15 protein-coding genes, 1 tRNA gene and 1 pseudogene are annotated in these 16,492 nt (G+C 73.8%); 7 read left to right on the top strand and 10 right to left on the bottom strand.

The features are described 5' to 3' along the window. The first annotated feature begins 43 nt into the window (after nt 1-43). Nucleotides 44-448, top strand: a complete 405-nt coding sequence (locus CP980_RS21805; RefSeq protein WP_099892271.1) for a globin — start codon at nt 44-46, stop codon at nt 446-448. 57 nt (nt 449-505) lie between these two features. On the opposite strand, the gene CP980_RS21800 is transcribed toward CP980_RS21805, so the two are convergent. From CP980_RS21800 to CP980_RS21760, 9 genes and pseudogenes are all read right to left on the bottom strand, one after another. Then, complete coding sequence (locus CP980_RS21800; RefSeq protein ID WP_150528876.1) at nt 506-1,222, bottom strand: DUF8010 domain-containing protein; 717 nt, start codon at nt 1,220-1,222, stop codon at nt 506-508. Then, on the bottom strand, nt 1,219-1,680 hold the full coding sequence (locus tag CP980_RS21795) for an acyl-CoA thioesterase (protein ID WP_099892267.1): 462 nt from the start codon (nt 1,678-1,680) through the stop codon (nt 1,219-1,221). The genes CP980_RS21800 and CP980_RS21795 overlap by 4 nt, the downstream gene beginning before the upstream one ends. A gap of 5 nt (nt 1,681-1,685) precedes the next feature. Beyond that, a complete protein-coding gene (gene ettA / locus CP980_RS21790) occupies nt 1,686-3,350 on the bottom strand; it encodes an energy-dependent translational throttle protein EttA (RefSeq protein WP_099892266.1) in 1,665 nt (554 codons plus the stop codon). 135 nt (nt 3,351-3,485) lie between these two features. Further along, nucleotides 3,486-3,871: pseudogene (locus CP980_RS21785) on the bottom strand (barstar family protein). A gap of 23 nt (nt 3,872-3,894) precedes the next feature. After that, nucleotides 3,895-5,328 carry a bifunctional phosphatase PAP2/diacylglycerol kinase family protein gene (locus CP980_RS21780; RefSeq protein ID WP_229907070.1) on the bottom strand — a complete coding sequence of 478 codons (1,434 nt, stop codon included), beginning with the start codon at nt 5,326-5,328 and terminating at the stop codon, nt 3,895-3,897. A 242-nt stretch (nt 5,329-5,570) separates the two neighbouring features. Next, entirely contained in the window at nt 5,571-6,773 is a 1,203-nt protein-coding gene (locus tag CP980_RS21775; RefSeq protein WP_229907069.1) for a thioester domain-containing protein, read from the bottom strand. Between the two features lie 173 nt (nt 6,774-6,946). Beyond that, nucleotides 6,947-7,294, bottom strand: a complete 348-nt coding sequence (locus tag CP980_RS21770; RefSeq protein ID WP_229907068.1) for a single-stranded DNA-binding protein — start codon at nt 7,292-7,294, stop codon at nt 6,947-6,949. A gap of 192 nt (nt 7,295-7,486) precedes the next feature. After that, nucleotides 7,487-9,388 carry a GTPase gene (locus CP980_RS21765; RefSeq protein ID WP_150528874.1) on the bottom strand — a complete coding sequence of 634 codons (1,902 nt, stop codon included), beginning with the start codon at nt 9,386-9,388 and terminating at the stop codon, nt 7,487-7,489. Between the two features lie 4 nt (nt 9,389-9,392). Then, nucleotides 9,393-11,006, bottom strand: a complete 1,614-nt coding sequence (locus CP980_RS21760) for a GTPase domain-containing protein (protein WP_132755132.1) — start codon at nt 11,004-11,006, stop codon at nt 9,393-9,395. A gap of 332 nt (nt 11,007-11,338) precedes the next feature. Between CP980_RS21760 and CP980_RS21755 the strand changes: the two genes are divergently transcribed. Both CP980_RS21755 and CP980_RS21750 read left to right on the top strand, forming a co-directional pair. Continuing rightward, nucleotides 11,339-11,411 (top strand) — tRNA-Arg (locus tag CP980_RS21755). Between the two features lie 89 nt (nt 11,412-11,500). Beyond that, a complete protein-coding gene (locus CP980_RS21750; RefSeq protein WP_132755094.1) occupies nt 11,501-12,247 on the top strand; it encodes a class I SAM-dependent methyltransferase in 747 nt (248 codons plus the stop codon). A gap of 297 nt (nt 12,248-12,544) precedes the next feature. Here the strand turns inward: CP980_RS21750 and CP980_RS21740 are convergent, their stop codons facing one another. Beyond that, complete coding sequence (locus CP980_RS21740; RefSeq protein ID WP_132755092.1) at nt 12,545-13,021, bottom strand: phospholipase; 477 nt, start codon at nt 13,019-13,021, stop codon at nt 12,545-12,547. A 280-nt stretch (nt 13,022-13,301) separates the two neighbouring features. Between CP980_RS21740 and CP980_RS21735 the strand changes: the two genes are divergently transcribed. The 4 genes from CP980_RS21735 to CP980_RS21720 all read left to right on the top strand — a co-directional run bounded on the left by CP980_RS21735 (nt 13,302) and on the right by CP980_RS21720 (nt 16,421). Continuing rightward, nucleotides 13,302-13,826: a hypothetical protein gene (locus CP980_RS21735; protein WP_150528873.1), complete on the top strand. Its 525-nt coding sequence runs from the start codon at nt 13,302-13,304 to the stop codon at nt 13,824-13,826. Between the two features lie 78 nt (nt 13,827-13,904). Beyond that, on the top strand, nt 13,905-14,603 hold the full coding sequence (locus CP980_RS21730) for a 4'-phosphopantetheinyl transferase family protein (RefSeq protein WP_150528872.1): 699 nt from the start codon (nt 13,905-13,907) through the stop codon (nt 14,601-14,603). 80 nt (nt 14,604-14,683) lie between these two features. Continuing rightward, entirely contained in the window at nt 14,684-15,094 is a 411-nt protein-coding gene (locus CP980_RS21725) for a GNAT family N-acetyltransferase (RefSeq protein WP_123517128.1), read from the top strand. Nucleotides 15,095-15,197: 103 nt separating this feature from the next. After that, entirely contained in the window at nt 15,198-16,421 is a 1,224-nt protein-coding gene (locus CP980_RS21720) for a S8 family peptidase (RefSeq protein ID WP_229907067.1), read from the top strand. The last annotated feature ends 71 nt before the right edge of the window (nt 16,422-16,492 follow it).

Genomic DNA, 16,492 nt, shown 5'->3' with positions numbered 1-16,492 from the left:
TAAGACCTCCGTCCTCCGTCCGGGCGTCTGAGACGATGGTCAGGTGAATGAGATTCCGCGGGGCACGGTGCAGGAGCAGACGTTCTACGAGCAGGTGGGCGGCGAGGAGACCTTCCGCCGTCTGGTGCGGCGCTTCTACGAGGGGGTCGCCCAGGACCCGCTGCTGCGCCCGATGTACCCGGAGGAGGACCTCGGCCCGGCCGAGGAGCGGTTCGCCCTGTTCCTGATGCAGTACTGGGGCGGCCCGAACACGTACAGCGAGAACCGCGGCCACCCCCGCCTGCGGATGCGGCACGCCCCGTTCCAGGTGGACGCGGCGGCGCACGACGCCTGGCTCGGGCACATGCGCGTGGCGGTGGACGAGCTGGGCCTGGCCCCGGAGCTCGAAGCGCAGCTGTGGCGGTACCTGACGTACGCCGCCGCCTCGATGATCAACACCGCGGGATGACCCGTACGGGAACCGCAAGCGGAGGGGCGGGCGGCGGGGCCGCCGGGCCGGGCCGGACTAGAGCGGCCTGACCTGGAGGGCGCCCAGGCCCCCGGTGCCGCCGGGGCGGCGCATCGCGATCGACCCGTACGGAGTGCGCAGCCGAAGCCAGCTGCCGGCGGCGAGCAGGGCCACCGGATCGGGGGCGGCGCCGGGGGCGCCGGATCCGCTCGCCACGGCCGAGCGGATCGGCCGCAGGAAGCCCAGGGACTGCGCGGCGTGCACGGCGCGCAGCGGGAGCTCGGTGTCGCCCAGCGTCCGGGACCAGATCTCGCGGCCGATGCGGTCCCGCTCGGACCGGGTGCGGTGCTGCGGGGGAAGGGCTTCGTCGCGGGCCCGGAACTCGGCGACGGACGCGCTCACGGCGGCCCGTATCGCCTCGGGGCCCGGCAGCCCGGGCAGCTGCCGCCAGCCGCCGCGCGGCGGGAGTACCCCGGTCCACGGCGGGCCGGTGACCGGCGCGGGAACGGTGGCGCTCGCGGCGGCCTCGTCCACGGATTCCAGCAGCTCGCCGGCCGAGACGGTGACGTCCAGCGGGCGGGGGACGGGCACGGCCAGGCGCACCGTGCGGATGGCCAGCACCTCGAACGACGCCGGCCGGCCGAAGACGGCGACCGCGCCGCCGGCTGCCTGAAGACGGACAGCGGCGGCGCGGTCGTAGTGCACGAGCCGGCCCAGGAAGGCGGCGAGGTCCGCCGCCTCCCCGGAGTCGGCGAGGCACAGCCGTTCGGTCATGCGGCGATGCGGCCTTCCGCGCGCGAGCCCGCGGGCTCGTCGAGGTACTTCTCCAGGAAGTGCCTCTCCTCGGCCGAGATGCGGCGGGGCCGCCCCTCGGCGAGGTTGTACGGCACGACCACGGTCGAGGCCCGCACGTAGACCTTCTCCGGTGCGTCCTGCGTCGCCTCGTCCTTGACCTCGTAGCCGATGGTCAGCGACGCGGCGCCTATCCGCGTCACCCAGGACTCGATCAGGACGGGCTCGTGACGGTGCACGAGCGGCAGCTTGTAGTCGATCTCGTGGCGGGCCACGACGGACCCGCCCGTGAAGGACTCACTGCCCTCCCCCGGCGCCAGCCGGAACATGAAGTCGATCCTCGCCTCCTCCAGGTAGCGGAGAAAGACCACGTTGTTGACGTGGCCGAAGGAATCCATGTCCGACCAGCGCAGCGGGCACCGGTAGTGATGTCTGGCCATGTTGCTCAGCCTCGGGTGAGCTTCTTGTACGTGGCGCGGTGCGGACGGGTGGCGTCCGGGCCGAGCCGCTCGATCTTGTTCTTCTCGTAGGACTCGAAGTTGCCCTCGAACCAGAACCACTTCGAGTCGCCCTCGTACGCCAGGATGTGCGTGGCGACCCGGTCCAGGAACCAGCGGTCGTGGGAGACGACCACGGCCGCACCGGGGAATTCGAGGAGCGCGTTCTCCAGGGAGCCCAGGGTCTCGACGTCGAGGTCGTTGGTGGGCTCGTCGAGGAGCAGCAGGTTGCCGCCCTGCTTGAGGGTGAGCGCGAGGTTGAGGCGGTTGCGCTCACCGCCGGAGAGCACGCCGGCGGCCTTCTGCTGGTCCGGGCCCTTGAAGCCGAAGGCGCTGACGTACGCGCGGGACGGCATCTCGACGTTGCCGACGTTGATGTAGTCCAGCTCGTCCGACACGACCGCCCAGAGGGACTTCTTGGGGTCGATGTTGGCGCGGCCCTGGTCGACGTACGAGATCTTGACGGTCTCGCCGACCTTGATCTCGCCGGAGTCCGGCGTCTCCAGGCCCTGGATCATCTTGAACAGCGTGGTCTTGCCGGCGCCGTTGGGGCCGATGATGCCGACGATGCCGTTGCGGGGCAGGGTGAAGGACAGGTCGTCGATCAGGACCTTGTCACCGAACGCCTTGGAGAGGTTGTTGACCTCGACCACGATCGAGCCCAGACGCGGGCCCGGCGGGATCTGGATCTCCTCGAAGTCGAGCTTGCGCATCTTGTCGGCCTCGGCCGCCATCTCCTCGTAGCGAGCGAGACGGGCCTTGGACTTCGCCTGGCGGCCCTTGGCGTTGGAGCGGACCCACTCCAGCTCTTCCTTGAGGCGCTTGGCGCGCTTCTCGTCCTTCTTGCCCTCGACCTTGAGGCGCTCGGCCTTCTTCTCCAGGTAGGTGGAGTAGTTGCCCTCGTAGGGGTGGGCGCGGCCGCGGTCGAGCTCCAGGATCCACTCGGCGACGTTGTCGAGGAAGTAGCGGTCGTGGGTGACGGCCACGACGGCGCCCTTGTACTGGGCCAGGTGCTGCTCCAGCCAGTTCACGGACTCGGCGTCGAGGTGGTTGGTGGGCTCGTCGAGGAGGAGCAGGTCGGGGGCCTCCAGCAGCAGCTTGCAGAGGGCCACGCGGCGCTTCTCACCACCGGAGAGGTTGGTGACGGGCCAGTCGCCGGGCGGGCAGCCCAGCGCGTCCATGGCCTGCTCCAGCTGGGCGTCGAGGTCCCACGCGTTGGCGTGGTCCAGGTCGTCCTGGAGCTTGCCCATCTCCTCCATGAGCTCGTCGGTGTAGTTCGTCGCCATTTCCTCGGCGATCGCGTTGAACCGGTTGAGCTTCGACTTGATCGGGCCGACGCCGTCCTCGACGTTCTCCAGGACCGTCTTGGACTCGTCGAGCTTCGGCTCCTGCATGAGGATGCCGACGGAGTAGCCGGGCGAGAGGAAGGCGTCGCCGTTGGACGGCTGCTCGATGCCCGCCATGATCTTCAGAACGGTGGACTTACCGGCACCGTTCGGGCCGACCACACCGATCTTCGCCCCGGGCAGGAAGTTCAGGAAGACATCGTCAAGGATCACCTTGTCACCGTGCGCCTTGCGCGTCTTGCGCATGGTGTAGATGTACTCAGCCAAGAGAAACCGTCCGGCAGATCGATGGTGGGCAGATACACCCCATCTTGCCAGTCGTCCACCCCTACGGGCGAATGGGTAGGTCGCCGCGGGGGCTCGGCGGGGGCGTGTGACGGCTCGGCAGGGGCGTGTGACGGCTCAGCGGAGGCGGAGGGCGCCCGGGGCCTGGGCGTCGATGATCTCCGTGAGGACGTCGAACAGGGTCGGGCCCCGGCCGTCGCGGGCCCGCGCGAGCTCCTCGGCCACCCGGACGCGGTTTTCGGGTGACAGCGCTCCAGTACGCCCTCCAGGCGGCGGGCGGTCTCCGGGTGGCCGAGGGCCCGGCGGGAGAGCTCGTGGTCGCGCCACTCGATCACGAAGCCGCCCTCGTCCGGGGTGCCGAAGCCGCCCCGGAGGCAGTCGGCGAAGCTGTCGAGGTTCCGCCCGAAATAGCCCCCGGGGCCGTTGACGGCCTCACCCACCAGCGCCCAGAAGTCGTCCAGCGTCCCGATCCGGCCGCCCTCGATCACGTACGTCGTCGTCACGCCGCCCGAGCCTGGGCGGGGCGTCACGCGGGGCGGTAGACCGTCAGGGCGTCCGGGAGGGTGTCGAGGACCAGGGAGGGCGGGGCGGGGGTGCACTCGCCGTCGTACGCCAGCGGGGTGCCCGGCGGGATGTCGCCGATCCGCAGACTGCGCAGGCGGGTGGCCGTGTGGACGGGGGAACGGCTGAGCGGACCCGTCAGCGCGGCCGCGAACAGGCGCGGGCCGGGCCGGCCGCCGCCGTGGACGAGGCGGACGTCGAGCAGGCCCTCGCCGAGGCTGTCGCGGCGGCGGGGCGTGGCACCCGTGCCGTGGTAGGTGCCGTTGCCCGCGAAGAGCAGCCAGACGCTGCGGGGCCGCCCCGCCAGCCGGAGCCGTACGGGGCGCTCCGCGCGCAGCACCTTCCACGCGGCCAGCAGCGCGGCGGGGCCGCCGCCGATCCGCGGCGCCCAGCGCAGCCGGCGCCGCAGCAGCTCGGGGTAGGCGCCGATGCTGAAGGTGTTCAGGAAGTACCCGGAGCGGCCGTCCTCGGGGTCCGGGCCGGGTGTGAAGCGGCCCGCGCTGACCCGGACCGCGCTGCCGGCGGCGACGGCGCGGCAGGTGTCCTCGGCTCCGCCGAGGCCGAGGTCCAGCGCGAAGTGGTTGAGCGTGCCGCCGGGGAACACCGCCAGCGGCACCCCGGCCCGCAGCGCGGCGGTGGCGGCCGCGTTGACCGTGCCGTCGCCGCCGCACACCCCGAGCACGGTGGACCGGGCGGCCGCCGCCGCCAGCTCCCCGGCCAGCTCCGGACCCTCGCACTCGATCACCTCGGCCTTGGGCAGCCGGGCGCGCAGTACGTCGAGACCCGCCACGGAGGCCGTCCCGGACCCGGTGTTCACCACCACCGTGAGCCCGGCCCCGTCCGGCAGCGCGGGCGCCCCGATGGCCTTCCGCTCGTCACCGGGAGAGAGCCGCGCCTCCTCCACCCCGCGCACGACACGGCGTACGACGAGACCCGCGGCCACGCCCAGCGCCGCGCCCGCGGCCACGTCGGACGGGTAGTGGACCCCCGTGTACACGCGGGAGAACGCCACCGACACCGCCACCGGGGCCAGCGCCGCGCCCCAGCCCGGCGCCCCGAGCGCCAGCCCGGTGGTGAACGCGAACGCGGACGCCGCGTGCCCGGAAGGGAACGAGGTGGTCGTCGGCTGCGTCACGAGCCGCCGCACCTCGGGCACCCCTTCCAGCAGCGGCCGGGGCCGGCGTACGGACCACTTGCCGATGGTGTTCACGGTCGCCGAGGCCAGCGCCAGCGAGGCGGCTCCGCTCAGGGCCGCCTTCCTGGCCCGGGTCGAACCGAGGACCGCGATCGCCGCGGCGGCCCCGCCCCACAGCACGCCGTGGTTGGCGGCCCGCCCGAGCCTCGGCAGCACCCGGTTGCCGGCCGGCCAGTGCCGCCGGGCCACCCCGTCGAACAGCATCCGGTCCCACCGTGCGGCGGCGCCCCTCCAGGTCAATTCTTGATCGCCCATTCCCCCCGCTTACCCGCAGGCCCGCCCTGAAACCTGCCGGCGTCCGAAGCGACCCTCGTACGGCCCATGCCGGATCCCCGGCCGGGCCCCGGCCCGCCGCCGGAGCCGCCGCCGGAGCGGGAGCGTCCCCCTGGGCGACGTGCCGCCGCCCATGGGCCCCGTTCCCGAGGGAACGAGGACACCGCCACGGCCTACGCGTGGTCCTCTTCGTCCAGGGGGCGCTTGCGCAGGAGCAGGACGACCAGGCCGCCGAGGACCACCAGGCCCACCGCCAGCGAGGCGATGACCGGGGTGGCCGCCGAGCTGCCGCTGGTCGCCAGCCGTTCGTCGTCCGGGCTGGACTCCGAGGACGCCGCGGCTGCGGCCGCCGCCGCGGCCTGCGTCACGGCCGGTCCGTCGCCCGCGGTGCCGGCCTCCTGGACGACCACCGGCTGCGGCCAGAGGGCGCTCGCCGTCGCCGCCAGGGCGGACTGGCTCGATCCCGCCACGATCTGCGCCTGGCTCGGCACCTCGCTGGTGAAGACACGGCCGACCGGCACCTTCGTGGAGCCCTGGACGGTGACCGAGGCCGAGCCGTCCGGGGTGCCGGCGGGCACCTCGAAGTACAGCTTGCTCCCGTTCGCCGCGGTGGTGACCGGCCGCCCTTCGGCGTCCACCACCCGCACCCCCATCGCCGCGGCCGCCGCGTCCGGGGTGACCGTCACGCTCTGCGCCCCCGTCCGCACCGTGACCGGGCCGAGACGGCTGCCCACCGGCCCCGACACGCGCCCGGGGTCCAGCCCCAGCGAGGCCGGGGGCTCCGGCAGCTCGCCGGCCGACCGCTGGAGGTAGTCGGCCAGCTTCTCGGCCGCCGGGTCGGCGGCCTCCACCTGCGCCCCGTCGGCAAGCCGCCAGATCGCGACCTGTGTCCCGGCCGCCGCGCTCTCCGCGGTCAGGGCCCCCGCACCGGCTGCCTTCGCCAGCCCGGCGAGATCGTTCAGCTGCGGATAGGAGTGCTCCAGGACCCAGCGGATCCTGCCGGCCTCCCCGTTACCGGCGAGCAGGCTGCCGTTCCAGCCGCTCTCCGTGTACCGGGCCTGCGGCTGGGCGTTGCCCGTCACGCCGACCCCGTAGGTCTGGAGCATCCCGCCGCCGTCGACCCGCATCTCGTACAGCCCGGCCGGAATCTGCCGGACCGATCCGTCCTTGGCGCGCAGGACCGCCTGCCCGTAGGTCTTCAGCCCGTCCAGGACGGCGCTCGCGCCCTCCGGTGTGCGGGGCGCGGGCGTTGCGGAGTCGGCGGCCGCCTGCGCGCCCGGGGCGGCGGCCAGGGCCGCGGCCAGCAGAGCCGCGGCCAACGGCCGCCGCGCAGCGGCCCGTACGGACGCAACCGCCCCGGCCACCGGTGCAGCCACAGCCACAGGTCTCTCGGAAACGACAGCAGCGGACGGCGCGGACGGCGCGGACGCCGGAGAAGGAACGGAATCAGGAGCGGAGGATGCGGGAACGGCAATCGACACAGTCTTCCCCTTCGGGCCAATGACCCAGGTGCCCGTGAGTACCGGGGAATCCTAACCGTCTCGAACACTCAGACCACCGCCACCTTCTGAGTGGCCATCAGTGGCGGGTCGGCCTTGACGACCCGCCGGAAGGCCGCGGTCCCCCGGTTCAGGTCGTGCCCGATGGCGATGGCGTCGATGTCCGCCGAGAACCAGCGGTTGCCCTCCCCGTCGGGCGGATCGTCGCGCACCCGCAGCCTCCCGTGCACCACCAGAGGCTCCCCCACCGCGACGGAACCCGCCAGGTTCAGCGCGAGCGCCCGCCGCGCCCACACGGTGTAGAAGCTGGTGGGCCCGTCCGCCCACGTCTCCTTGCGCCGGTCGAAGTAGCGCGGGGTCACCGCGAACCGGAACCGCGCCGACGGCCCGGTCACCATCTCCTTGTAGTCGATCTGCGTGCCACATGGCCGACCAGCGTCACCAGGGTGTCGTTCATCCCGGCAGCCCTCCCCCGCATCCGTACCCGTACGGATCACGCGGACGCCCCGCCCGATCCGCCCCGCACGGACCATCCGCACGAGGTACGACCATGCTGGCGCGGCCCCCGAATTCCTGCTCCCGCCTGTGGATTACTCGCGGGTTGTGGACAACTTCGTCCCCCCTGCGGCGACCGTCGCGTACTGCTCGCGCACCTCCCGGTAGCGCAGCAGCTCCGCCGCCACCGGCTCCAGGACCCGGGCCCGCCCGCAGCCGGCCGCGGCCTGCCGCAGCCGCCGCTCCGCGTCCTGCCCGTACCTCCGCGCCGGGCCCCGGGCCGCGATCGAGCAGGCCCACTCCACCAGGGGACCGCCGACGATGCCCGCCACCATCAGCAGCACCGGCGGCATCAGGCGCGGCTCCAGGACCCCGACGATCTGCCCGACCAGCCAGAGCCCGCCGTAGATCTGCAGCAGCGTCATCGCCGCCTGCGCCAGCACCGCCACCGGCCACCACGTCGGCCGCGGCGGTCTGGCGCTCGGCACCGTGACCGCCGAACCGAGCGTCACCGCGATCTCGTCCAGCGCCTCCGGCAGCTGATCGGCGCCGCGCACCGCGGCCTCCCGGACGGCTTGCGCCCAGGCGTCGGGCAGTCCGTCGGCCGCCGCGTCGGCGACCGTCCGTACGGCCTGCTCCACGCGCTGGCGCGCCGTCACCTCTTCCTCGGCCGGCGCCTCCGCGCTCGCCGCGCCCCGGCCGCCTCCGATCACCGCCAGGGCCGCCAGCCCGGCCAGCGTGCGCGGGGCGCGCCGGCTCTCGTACCAGCGCCACAGCCGCAGCCACGGCGTGCCGCACGCCTTCCCGGCATTGCGCCGCCAGGCGCGCTCGGCGGCCAGCCCGGCCGCGTACGCCCCGACCGCCTCGGCGAGCCGGTCCTCGAACTCGGCGCGCGCCGCCTCCCCGATCTCGGGCGACGGATGGCCCTCGGTCACGTACAGCGGGCGCAGGCGTCCGGCGGCCCGGTCGACATCGGCGGAGATGCGGCGGGTCGCGGCGCCCTTCTCCTGGGTGAACTGGGCGAGGAGGTCGCGCAGTTCCCCGACTCCCTCGCCGGTGAGCGCCGACAGGCCGAGGACGGTGGCGCCGGGCTCGTCGTGCTCGCCGAGGGCGATGCCGTCGTCGTCGAGCAGGCGCCGCAGGTCGTCCAGGACGAGGTCGGCCGACTCCCCGGGCAGCCGGTCCACCTGGTTGAGCACCACGAACGTCACCTCGGCGTGCCCGGCCAGCGGCCGCAGGTACCGCTCGTGCAGCACGGCGTCGGCGTACTTCTCCGGGTCGACCACCCACACCACCGCGTCGACCAGGGCGAGCACGCGGTCCACGTGCTCGCGGTGGGCGCCGACCGCGGAGTCCAGGTCCGGCAGGTCCACCAGGACCATGCCGCGCAGCGCCTCGGCCTCGGAGGTCTCGCGCGGCCTGCGACGCAGCCGGCCCGGGATCTCCAGGCGGTCGAGCAGCCCGGCAGCGCCGTCGGACCAGCTGCACGCGATGGGGGCGGCGGTCGTTGGCCTGCGCAGCCCCGTCTCGGAAATCTGCACCCCGGCGAGTGAATTGAAGAGGGTGGACTTGCCGCTTCCGGTGGCTCCGGCGATCGCGACGACCGTGTGCTGCGGTGACAGCCCGCGGCGCGCGGCCGCCTCGTCGAGCACCCGGCCGGCCTCGGCGAGGGTCTTGCCGTCGAGGCGGGTCCGTGAGAGCCCGACCAGCTGGCGCAGTGCTTCGAGGCGGGTGCGCAGTGCCTGTCCTTCGGGGCTGAGCGGCGGCGAGGGGGCCTTGCCCCCGTCGCTCCCGGCGCCGGAGACGGCGCGGACGAGCGCGTCGTCGCTCCCGTCCTCCGACTCGTCGCCGCCGTCCTCGCCGTCTGCGGCGTCGATGCCGGCTCCGATTCCGAATCCGACGCCGGCCCGCAGGCCCGCGCCCGCGCGGCGCGAACGTGCGATGAACCCGTCGTCCCAGCGGTCATCGGTGCGGTCGCGGTCGGTCAAGGCGGTCACCGCGTCACCTCTCCTTCTGCAGTAGGGACAGCGCGGCGATCAGCTCGGCCTGCGGTTCCGGCGTCACTTCGAGCGCCTCCAGCGGGGCCAGCCGGCGGTCCCGTTCGGCGCGCAGCACCTGTTCCAGGTGTTCGGCGACGAGTTCGCCGCCCCGGTCGCGCAGTCGTACGGCGGCCTGGACGCCGATCCGCTCGGCGAGCTTCTCGCCCGCCGGGCGGGCCCGCTTGCCGCCGAGGAGGGCCGCGACGAGGAGGGCCGCGACCCCGTCGGGGTCGGGCGCGGGCTGCTTGTCGAGCCGGGCGACCTCTTCTTCGGCGAGTTCCTCCAGTACGCGGCGCCAGCGCCGTACGGCCAGGCCGATGCGTTCCGCCGCCTCCCGGTCGGGCGCGGGCAGCGGCACCGCCCCGGCGGCCGGCTCGCGCCGCCAGGCCTGGGCGATCCGCTCGTCGGCGGCGGCCACGGCGCACTGGAGCAGTGCGGAGAGCGACTCGGCGAGCGAGTCGAGCAGTTCGTCGGTGCTCGTGTCGAGGGGGTAGCCGCGCCACCGGGTCAGCGCGTCGCCGGCCAGTACCGCGCCCTGGTCGAGGCGGCCCCGGACCCGCTTGCCCTCCCTCTTGTACGCGTCCTCGACGGCCGAGGTCAGCCGTACGGCGGCGGCGTGCTGGGCGGCGACGGCGGAGGCCAGCTCCGGCATCCGCCGCCCGAGGGAGTCCAGCGCGCCGAGGGCGGTCCGTCCGACGGCGTACTGCCGGGCTGCGGGGTCCTGCGCGTGGTGGGCGAGCCACGCGAAGAGCGGGGCCACGGCACTGGCGGGCAGCAGCCCGCCCCCGCCGGCCGATTCGGGCAGCTCGGGCACCGTGAAGCGCGGTACGTCGCCCAGTCCGGCCCGGGTGAGCAGGGCCCCGTACTGGCGCGAGACCTCGGCGAGCACCTGGTGCGGGACTCGGTCGAGGACGATGCCGAGGGTGGCCTTGTACTGCTTGGCGGTGCGCAGCAGGTGCCAGGGGACGGCGTCGGCGTACCGCGAGGCGGTGGTGACCATGACCCAGACGTCGGCGGCACAGATGAGCTGCGCGGCGAGCGTCCGGTTCTCGACCACGAGGGAGTCGATGTCGGGGGCGTCGAGGATGGCAAGCCCGCGCGGGAGGCCGGCGACGGTCTCGATGCGCAGTTCGCGGGTGGCGGCGGTGGTCCCGAATCCGCGGGAGGAGCCGCGGTGGGGGCCGGGGAGGGGGTCGTCCTCGCCGGGCGGGGCCCAGACCCGCATCAGGTCGGGGAGGACGCGCATGCCGGCGAACCAGTGGTGGTCGTCCGGATGGCAGACGAGTACGGGGATGCGGGTGGTGGGCCGCAGGACGCCGGCCTCACTCACCTGGCGTCCCACGAGGGAGTTGACGAGAGTGGACTTACCGGCCCCGGTGGACCCGCCGACGACGGCGAGCAGTGGCGCCTCGGGCGCCTTCAGCCGGGGTACGAGGTAGTCGTCGAGCTGCGCGAGCAGCTCGGCTCTGGTCTGACGGGCGCGCGGGGCGCCGGGCAGGGGCAGCGGCAGACGCACGGACGCGACCCGGTCGCGCAGGGCGGACAGGGCATCGAGCAGCTGAGGCCGAACATCCAAGGTCACCACATGCGAAGAATGCCCAATTCGGGAGCATTTTTGAAGTTTATACGCCCTCTACGCGCCGATCGCGAGTCTAATGGGACCTTTCGGGCACATCGGACGAGTGGGACTCAGGCATAACGAGTGCACAACACCAGGGGCGCCGCGGCGCAAAAGCGGTGCGAGAATCGCACCTGCCTGCGATTATCGGGACCGCTTCACCGAACCTCCACATCGTGGCACGCGGGTGAAGCAACCGGGACAAGGCAGCCGGAGCCCTATCCTTGACCCGGTCCGGACGACAGTCCCACCCCCACCCCGGGGCTCCAGGCCACCACGGCCACCTTCCGGCCCCCGTAGCTCAGTGGATAGAGCAGGTGCCTTCTAAGCACTTGGCCGCAGGTTCGAGTCCTGCCGGGGGCACTCTCCACGTCCCACCCGAGCCCTCCCCACCGGGGAGGGCTTTCGTGCACCCCTGGTGCGGGGGCGGGGTGGTGCGGGAGGGTGGGCGGATGGCGGACGGATCGGTTGAGCGGGCGCGGTCGTTCGGGTCGGCGGCCGGGCGGTACGGGGAATTCCGGCCCCCCTATCCGGAGGAGCTGTTCGACGTCCTGGAGGAGGCCTCCGGGGTGGTCCTCGCCGGGGCGCGGGTCGCCGACGTGGGGGCCGGGACCGGGATCGCCACCCGGGCGCTGTACGACCGCGGGGCCACCGTGGTCGGCGTCGAGCCCGGGGCGGGCATGGCCGCCGAGTTCCGCCGGCGTCACCCGCGCGTTCCGCTCGTACGAGGGGACGGGGACCGGCTGCCGTTCGCGTCCGGGTCCCTCGACCTCCTGACGTACGCCCAGTCCTGGCACTGGACCGATCCGGCACGGTCCGGGCCGGAGGCGCTGCGCGTACTGCGGCCCGGCGGGGCACTGGCCGTCTGGTCCAACGATCCGGACGTCGGTGTCGAGTGGATCGCCGACCAGCAGGATCGGATCGAGGAGCGATTCGGTCCCGGTTGGTACATCAACGAACATCCCCGGTCACAGGGCGGCTTGGAGTTCACCACCCGGCTGTTGCGGTGGTCCCGCCGGATCGGCGTCGATGCCCACCTCGCCAAACTGGCGACCCACTCCCTCTTCCTGGTCGGCCGGCCCGGGACCGACGAGTTCCTCGCCCGGGAGCGGGAGCGTCTGCTCCGGCTCTTCCCCGGGGGGACGGTCGCGGAGCATTACGTGGTCGACCTGCGCGTGGCACGGGCGGGTCAGCCGTAGCGGCCCTGGACGTAGTCCGACGTGCGGGGGTCCGTCGGGGCGTTGCACGGCCGCTGCTGCTGAACGCCGGAGAGGGCGCCGCCCGGCTGGCGGTGGCGGTCGCGGGCCTCGACCCCGTTCCACAGGCCGGCCTCCTTCTCGGCCTCCGAAGCGCGCGTTCCCGTGAGCTTGAGGTTCGGCTTTCGGGAAGGCCACGCCGATTAAGAATGGGAGCGCGTGGAGGGGGCGCCGGTCCCGCCCGAGGGGCGTCGGGCGGGGCCGGAGATCAAGGGGCGCAGGGGTTGATCACGGTTGGGCTCAGGCGACGGGCACGTCCTGCGGGGAGACGCCGAAGGCCTTGACTGCCTGGTAGTAGGTCCAGGCAGTGCTGTCGCAAGAGCCCTTCTTCACACCCGAGTACGCCGAGCAGACGCGCTTCAGGTCTGCGTAGAGGGCGTCGTCCAGCCTGGCCTTGTTGGCGGAAAACACACCTGCGGCCTTGTGGTTGCGGTAACCGAAGTCGTGGCGGGCGCAGGCGGTCTGGAAGGGGAACCCGAAGGGGTTGTCGGGCGAGGAGGAGCAGTAGTCGGTCGACCAGTCGAACCCGTACGCCGACCACTTGCCCTGGTTTCCGCGCGCGGCGACCCAGGCGTTGTAGCTGGCGGCGCTCGTCTGCGTCCAACTGCTCAGGACCTGCGGCTTGTCGGCCGGGACCGCCGCCGATGCGGGGGTGGCGGCGAAGAGCACACCGGCGGCGGCCGCCGATGCGAGGACGAGAACGGGACGACGGCGCATGGCATTCCTCCAGGACGGGGGGTGGGGGCCGGCCGGAGGTGGCTCCGGTACGGCGTCGGGTCCCACCCTCGGGGGGCGTCCTATCGCCCCCGCCCAACGCCGCTATAACGCCGCCCACAGGGGGCGGGTGGCGGGGCGTGCGGCGCACAAGGAGCGGGGGAAGGAGGTCAGTTGCAGGCGGTGCAGCTCTCAGGTAGCACGCGGTATCAGACTTCCGGCAGAGAACCGGTTCGTCCTACGGAGGGACGCGCGCGCCGGCCGGGCAGCCGAGACTGATCACATGAACCGCCGTCCCCTCGCCATCGCCGCCGCCACCCTGGGAGTCGTCGCCACCGCCGCGCTCGCGCTGCCCAACCTCCCGCCCAATCCGCTGACCGACTCCATCAACGACCGGGTCTTCGAGGAGAAGAGCAAGCACTTCGCGACCACCGCCGACGCGCCCACGCGCGGCAACGCGGCCTTCACGCTGCCGTCCTGGGTGCCCAAGGACGCCACGGACATACGCATACGCACGCGCGCCAAGGGCGAGGCCCGTCTGATCCGCTTCACGCTCGGGGCGACCCCGCTGGACGGCCCGCAGTGCACGGCGGGCACGCCGAAGGACATGGGAGGCCGGAAGCTGAACGCCAAGTGGTGGCCGAACGGCACCCGGGCCGAGGAGCGGCCCGAATGCCGGGACGTCCACCAGTACCAGGTGGCGGTGCGCGGCAAGCGCGTCTACGCCTGGACCGACGGCACCCCGTCACCGGGCTCCCGGCCGCAGGACGACCCGCCGGCCACGACCCATGCCCGCAGCCAGGGCTGAGCGGCGCCGCCCCGCCGGGTCCCGTCCCGTCTCTCACTGTCCGGGCCGTGCCGGATCGGGCTCGTCTAGGCTCAACGGGTGAGTACGTACGTGAACCGACTCGGCGAGGACGTCCCGCGGCTCGGCGAGGCCCCGGCGGGGGACGCCGTGGCGGTGTGGTCCCTGGACACCACTCTCGCCGTGGTCGGCGGCCACCGGATCGACGAGGCGCCGGCGATCCTGGACGCGGGCGAACGGGAGCGGGCCGGGCAGATGCGGTGGGCCCGGGACCGGCACCGGTACTTCGCCTCCCACGTCGGGCTGCGGGTGCTGCTCGGCGGGTACCTCGGGACGGCCCCGCAGGAGGTCGTGCTGGTCCGGGAGGACTGCCCGTGCTGCGAAGCCCCGCACGGGCGGCCGGCGGTGGCGGGCGGCGAGGTGCAGTTCTCGCTGTCGCACAGCGGAGATCTGGCGTACCTCGCGTTCGCGGCGGCGCCGGTCGGGATCGACGTGGAGGCGGTCCCGAGCGCGGCGGCGGTGGAGGACGTACTGAACACCCTGCATCCGGCCGAGATCGCGGAGCTGTCCGCGCTGCCCGCGGCGGAGCGGCCGGAGGCGATGGCCCGCCTGTGGTCGCGCAAGGAGGCCTACTTCAAGGGCACGGGCACCGGCCTGGCCCTGGGTCTGGCCGAGCCCTACGTGGGCTCGGGCCCCACCCCGTCCCAGGTCCCCGGCTGGCACCTCACGGACCTCCCGGCCCCTGCGGCGTACGCGGCGGCCCTGGCCGTGCGCAGGTAGCGGCCCGTCCGCGGCGCCACCCGCCACGCCGGGCCGAAATCAAGGTCTCCGCTCGTCGCGCGGCCATTATCGTGACCGCCATGGACATCCGCCCCGCCCGTACCGTCGCCGAACTACAGGCCGCGGAGGGGCTCTTCGACGGCCCCGCCCGGCTCGACTGGTCCGAGCGCTTCCTCTCCGCTCCGGGACACCTGATGCTCATCGCCTACGTGGACGACATCCCCGCCGGCATGGTCTCCGGGGTCGAGATGAGCCACCCCGACAAGGGCACGGAGATGTGCCTGTACGAGCTCTCCGTCGACGAGGGCTACCGGCGGCGCGGTATCGGCCGCGCCCTGACCGAGGCCCTCGCCGACGAGGCCAAGGCGCGCGGCTGCTACGGCATGTGGGTGGGGGTCGACACCGACAACGAGGCGGCCCTGGCCACGTACACCTCCGCCGGCTCCCGCGACGAGGGCGTCTTCGCGATGCGCGGCTGGCCCCTGGCCTAGCGGTATCCGGCGGGTCGGGCGGGGACCCGTTCGGCGGCGTGTCGTGGGGCCAGTCGGCGCACCCTCCGCGCGGGTGGGGCGCGGCTCGCCGAGCATCGGGCGCATGACCGCATTCACCGCGCTGCTCCCGGCCGCCGCCCTGCTGGCGGCGGCCACCGCCCTGCCGCCGCACCCCGCGCCCGCGTACGCCGCCGACACCACGACCTCCGCCCCGGCCGCCAATGCCACCGCCCCGTACGTCGTCGTCCTCAAGGACACCACCTCCCGCGCCCCGACCCACGCCCTCGCCGCCGAGGCCGCCGGCTCCGGTGACGAGGTCGGGGAGGTCTACGACACCGTCCTCAGCGGCTTCGCCGTCCGGACCACCGCCGCCCGCGCCAAGGCCCTGGCCGCCGACCCCCGGGTGGCCTCGGTGGAGCCGGACGCCGAGTTCCGGATCGACGACGCGCAGAGCCCCGCGCCCTGGTCCCTGGACCGGATCGACCAGTCCGCGCTCCCGCTGGACGGCTCGTACGGGTACTCCACCACCGCGCGGGGCGTCACGGCGTACGTCGTGGACACCGGTATCTACACGAGCCACCAGGAGTTCGGGGGCCGGGCCCGGGTCGGCTACAACGGGGTCTTCATGGAGACCTCCAGCGACTGCAACGGCCACGGCACGCACGTCGCGGGGACCCTGGGCGGGGCGACGTACGGGGTGGCGAAGGGGGTCTCGCTCGTCGGCGTCAAGGTCGCGAACTGCAAGGGCTCGGCGTCCCTGACCTCCATCCTGGGCGGTCTGGAGTGGATGGTGAAGGACGCCGCCAAGGCCCCCGGCACCCCCGCCGTCGCCAACATGAGCATGGGCGGCACCCGCAGCTACGCCCTCGACGCGGCGGTGGCCCGGGCGGTCGCCGCCGGGATCACCTTCACCGTCGCCGCGGGCAACTCCGCCGCCAACGCCTGCACCGGCTCCCCCGCCGCAGCCCCCTCGGCCCTCACGATCGGCGCGGCCGACGCCGCCGACCGGTGGGCCCCGTTCTCCAGCTACGGCAGCTGCGTGGACCTCGTCGCGCCGGGCGTGTCCGTCACCTCGGCCTGGAAGGGCTCGGCGACCACCCTCGCCCGCGCCTCCGGGACCTCCATGGCGGCCCCGCACGCGGCGGGCGTCGCCGCGCTGATCCTGGCGGAGGGCGTCGCGGCGGGCTCGGCGGCGCAGACCCCCGCCGAGGTCTCCGCCGTGATGGTGCGGGACGCCGTACGGGACCGCCTCACGGGTGTCCCGGCCGGCACGGCCAACCTCCTGCTCCACCACCCGTCGGCCGGCCAGGGGGTGTCCGCAAAGTAGCGCCGTCCGCCCGGACCGCGGGGCGGGCGGCACTTGGCGGACACCCCCTCGGGGTGTCTTCCGGAACGGGC

Origin of the sequence: Streptomyces vinaceus (assembly GCF_008704935.1) — a bacterium.
GTDB classification, from domain to species: domain Bacteria; phylum Actinomycetota; class Actinomycetes; order Streptomycetales; family Streptomycetaceae; genus Streptomyces; species Streptomyces vinaceus.
This window is presented reverse-complemented; position numbering and strand designations above follow the sequence as displayed.

Excerpts from the sequence above, each read along its gene's own strand:
- CP980_RS21800 (WP_150528876.1), bottom strand. The coding sequence starts at position 1,222 with ATGACCGAACGGCTGTGCCTCGCCGACTCCGGGGAGGCGGCGGACCTC.
- CP980_RS21795 (WP_099892267.1), bottom strand. The coding sequence starts at position 1,680 with ATGGCCAGACATCACTACCGGTGCCCGCTGCGCTGGTCGGACATGGAT.
- CP980_RS21780 (WP_229907070.1), bottom strand. The coding sequence starts at position 5,328 with ATGCTGTTCGACGGGGTGGCCCGGCGGCACTGGCCGGCCGGCAACCGG.
- CP980_RS21770 (WP_229907068.1), bottom strand. The coding sequence starts at position 7,294 with ATGGTGACCGGGCCGTCGGCGCGGTTCCGGTTCGCGGTGACCCCGCGC.
- CP980_RS21750 (WP_132755094.1), top strand. The coding sequence starts at position 11,501 with ATGGCGGACGGATCGGTTGAGCGGGCGCGGTCGTTCGGGTCGGCGGCC.
- CP980_RS21740 (WP_132755092.1), bottom strand. The coding sequence starts at position 13,021 with ATGCGCCGTCGTCCCGTTCTCGTCCTCGCATCGGCGGCCGCCGCCGGT.
- CP980_RS21735 (WP_150528873.1), top strand. The coding sequence starts at position 13,302 with ATGAACCGCCGTCCCCTCGCCATCGCCGCCGCCACCCTGGGAGTCGTC.
- CP980_RS21725 (WP_123517128.1), top strand. The coding sequence starts at position 14,684 with ATGGACATCCGCCCCGCCCGTACCGTCGCCGAACTACAGGCCGCGGAG.
- CP980_RS21720 (WP_229907067.1), top strand. The coding sequence starts at position 15,198 with ATGACCGCATTCACCGCGCTGCTCCCGGCCGCCGCCCTGCTGGCGGCG.